Annotated in this window: 1 tRNA gene and 2 rRNA genes; all 3 read left to right on the forward strand. The window is 53.6% G+C overall.

The window, feature by feature from the left end:
• Positions 1-85: 85 nt before the first annotated feature.
• Positions 86-2,877: ribosomal RNA gene (locus HG250_RS06760) — 23S ribosomal RNA — on the forward strand.
• Between the two features lie 118 nt (positions 2,878-2,995).
• A 5S ribosomal RNA gene (rrf, locus tag HG250_RS06765) occupies positions 2,996-3,110 on the forward strand.
• A gap of 136 nt (positions 3,111-3,246) precedes the next feature.
• Positions 3,247-3,323, forward strand: a tRNA-Met gene (locus tag HG250_RS06770).
• Positions 3,324-3,356 lie beyond the last annotated feature (33 nt).

Here is a 3,356-nt window from a genome sequence, read left to right on the forward strand (position 1 = left end):
GATGTAATATCTGGCTGAGATATTCCTCCACGCCAATTGGATATGACGGGCTTTATGCAGGCCTGTCGTTGATGGTGTGGATTCTCAAGCGTGAGGTAAGAGCATTTGGTGGATGCCTTGGCACATACAGGCGATGAAGGACGTGGCACGCTGCGATAAGCGTCGGGGAGTTGTGAGCAAACTTTGATCCGGCGATTTCCGAATGGGGAAACCCATCCTCACCATTTCTTTCCTTTTGCGGTTTTCCGCAGATCGAGAGAGGTGGATAGGATATCCCAAAGTGAATAAAATAGCTTTGGTGAAGCGAACCCGGGGAACTGAAACATCTCAGTACCCGGAGGAAAAGACATCAACCGAGATTCCCGTAGTAGTGGCGAGCGAACCGGGACCAGGCCAGTGCCTTTCATTCAACTAGCAGAACACTCTGGAAAGTGTGGCCATAGCGGGTGACAGCCCCGTATGCGAAAGTGATATGGAAGGACTCGAGTAGGGCGGGACACGTGTAATCCTGTCTGAACATGGGGGGACCACCCTCCAAGCCTAAATACTCGTATGTGACCGATAGCGAACAAGTACCGTGAGGGAAAGGTGAAAAGCACCCCGATTAGGGGAGTGAAACAGTACCTGAAACCGAATGCTTACAAGCAGTGGGAGCTCCTTTGGGGAGTGACCGCGTACCTCTTGCATAATGGGTCAGTGACTTAATCTAGCATGCAAGCTTAAGCCGTTAGGTGTAGGCGTAGCGAAAGCGAGTCTGAACAGGGCGACTGAGTATGTTGGATTAGACCCGAAACCCGGCGATCTAGGCATGACCAGGTTGAAGGTGCAGTAACATGCACTGGAGGACCGAACCGTTTAATGTTGAAAAATTATCGGATGAGTTGTGTTTAGGGGTGAAAGGCCAATCAAGCCGGGAAATAGCTGGTTCTCCGCGAAATCTATTGAGGTAGAGCGTCGGATGTATGCCGATGGGGGTAGAGCACTGGATGGGCTAGGGCTGCGCGAGCGGTACCAAACCTAACCAAACTCCGAATACCATCGAGTCTTATCCGGCAGACAGACGGCGGGTGCTAAGGTCCGTCGTCAAAAGGGAAACAGCCCTAACCTACAGCTAAGGTCCCCAAGTCATCACTAAGTGGGAAAGCATGTGGGAATCCCAAAACAACCAGGAGGTTGGCTTAGAAGCAGCCATCCTTTAAAGAAAGCGTAACAGCTCACTGGTCTAAACAAGGGTTCCTGCGGCGAAGATGTAACGGGGCTAAAGTGATGCACCGAAGCTTAGGGTTCAGAATTTATTCTGAGCGGTAGCGGAGCGTTCCGTAAGTGGATGAAGCCGAAGGGTAACCGACGGTGGACATATCGGAAGTGCGAATGCTGACATGAGTAGCGATAAAAAGGGTGAGATACCCTTTCGCCGAAAGACCAAGGGTTCCTGCGCAATGCTAATCAGCGCAGGGTGAGCCGGCCCCTAAGACGAGCCCGAAGGGGGTAGTCGATGGGAACCACGTTAATATTCGTGGGCCTGAAGATGTGTGACGGATGGCGGAAGTAGTTCGATCTTATTGGATTGATCGGGCTGCCAAGCTGTTCCAGGAAATAGCCTCTTCATATAGACCGTACCCGAAACCGACACAGGTGGTCAGGTAGAGTATACCAAGGCGCTTGAGAGAAGTATCCTGAAGGAACTCGGCAAATTGCCTCCGTACCTTCGGAAGAAGGAGGCCCTGGATCGAGGCAACTCTTTTCAGGGGGCACAGGCCAGGGGGTAGCGACTGTTTATCAAAAACACAGGACTCTGCTAAGTCGGCTTCAAGACGACGTATAGGGTCTGACGCCTGCCCGGTGCTGGAAGGTTAAGAGGAGGAGTGCAAGCTCCGAATTGAAGCCCCAGTAAACGGCGGCCGTAACTATAACGGTCCTAAGGTAGCGAAATTCCTTGTCGGGTAAGTTCCGACCTGCACGAATGGCGTAACGACTTCCCCACTGTCTCCAGGATATGCTCAGCGAAATTGAATTCTCCGTGAAGATGCGGAGTACCCGCGGTTAGACGGAAAGACCCCGTGCACCTTTACTGCAGCTTCAGAGTGGCATTAGGAAAGAGTTGTGTAGCATAGGTGGGAGGCTTTGAAACTTGGGCGCCAGTCCGAGTGGAGCCATAGGTGAAATACCACCCTGCTGTTTTCTGATGTCTAACTAGCTACCGTTATCCGGTAGTAGGACCCTCTGTGGCGGGTAGTTTGACTGGGGCGGTCGCCTCCTAAAGAGTAACGGAGGCGCGCGATGGTAGGCTCAGGACGGTTGGAAACCGTCTGCGAGAGTGCAATGGCATAAGCCTGCCTGACTGCGAGACTGACGAGTCGAGCAGAGACGAAAGTCGGTCATAGTGATCCGGTGGTCCCTCGTGGAAGGGCCATCGCTCAACGGATAAAAGGTACGCCGGGGATAACAGGCTGATGATTCCCAAGAGCTCATATCGACGGAATCGTTTGGCACCTCGATGTCGGCTCATCACATCCTGGGGCTGGAGCAGGTCCCAAGGGTTTGGCTGTTCGCCAATTAAAGTGGTACGTGAGCTGGGTTCAGAACGTCGCGAGACAGTTTGGTCCCTATCTGCCGTGGGCGTCGATATTTGAGAGGAGTTGCCCCTAGTACGAGAGGACCGGGGTGAACGTACCTCTGGTGTACCTGTCATTGCGCCAGCAGTGCCGCAGGGTAGCTATGTACGGACGGGATAACCGCTGAAAGCATCTAAGCGGGAAGCCTCCCTCGAGATTAGATATCTTCGAGTCGTGATAGACCATCACGTTGATAGGCCGGGTGTGGAAGCGCAGTAATGTGTGAAGCTAACCGGTCCTAATAACTCTGATCATGCTTGATGAATCCGCACCATCAACGACAGACCTGTAACAGGGCCCGTCGGGTGTGAGGAACATCCAGCCAGATACGCCCCTTGACTACATCGATTTGAAAACCCGCACATACGCCGGCTTCATTGCTTGGTGGTCATAGCGCCTGTGACCCACCCGATCCCATCTCGAACTCGGCCGTGAAACCAGGTAGCGCCGATGGTACTAGTGCTCAAGCACTGGAAGAGTAGGTCGCCGCCAGGCATTGAAGCCGGCGTATGTGCGGGGCAAAACCCATTCACCTGTCAACAAGGGCCGACCCATCACGGGCGGCCCTTTTTGACGCATCTCGCGATCAAACAGGTCGCAAGACGCCCGGCAGCATAGCTGCCATCGGTACCGCGGGGTGGAGCAGTCCGGTAGCTCGTCAGGCTCATAACCTGAAGGTCGTTGGTTCAAATCCAACCCCCGCAACCAATCCCCAGCACCACAATTATAGCTCCCCTAGGC

Origin of the sequence: Pseudopontixanthobacter vadosimaris (genome assembly GCF_012979275.1) — a bacterium.
In the GTDB taxonomy this organism is placed as follows: domain Bacteria; phylum Pseudomonadota; class Alphaproteobacteria; order Sphingomonadales; family Sphingomonadaceae; genus Pseudopontixanthobacter; species Pseudopontixanthobacter vadosimaris.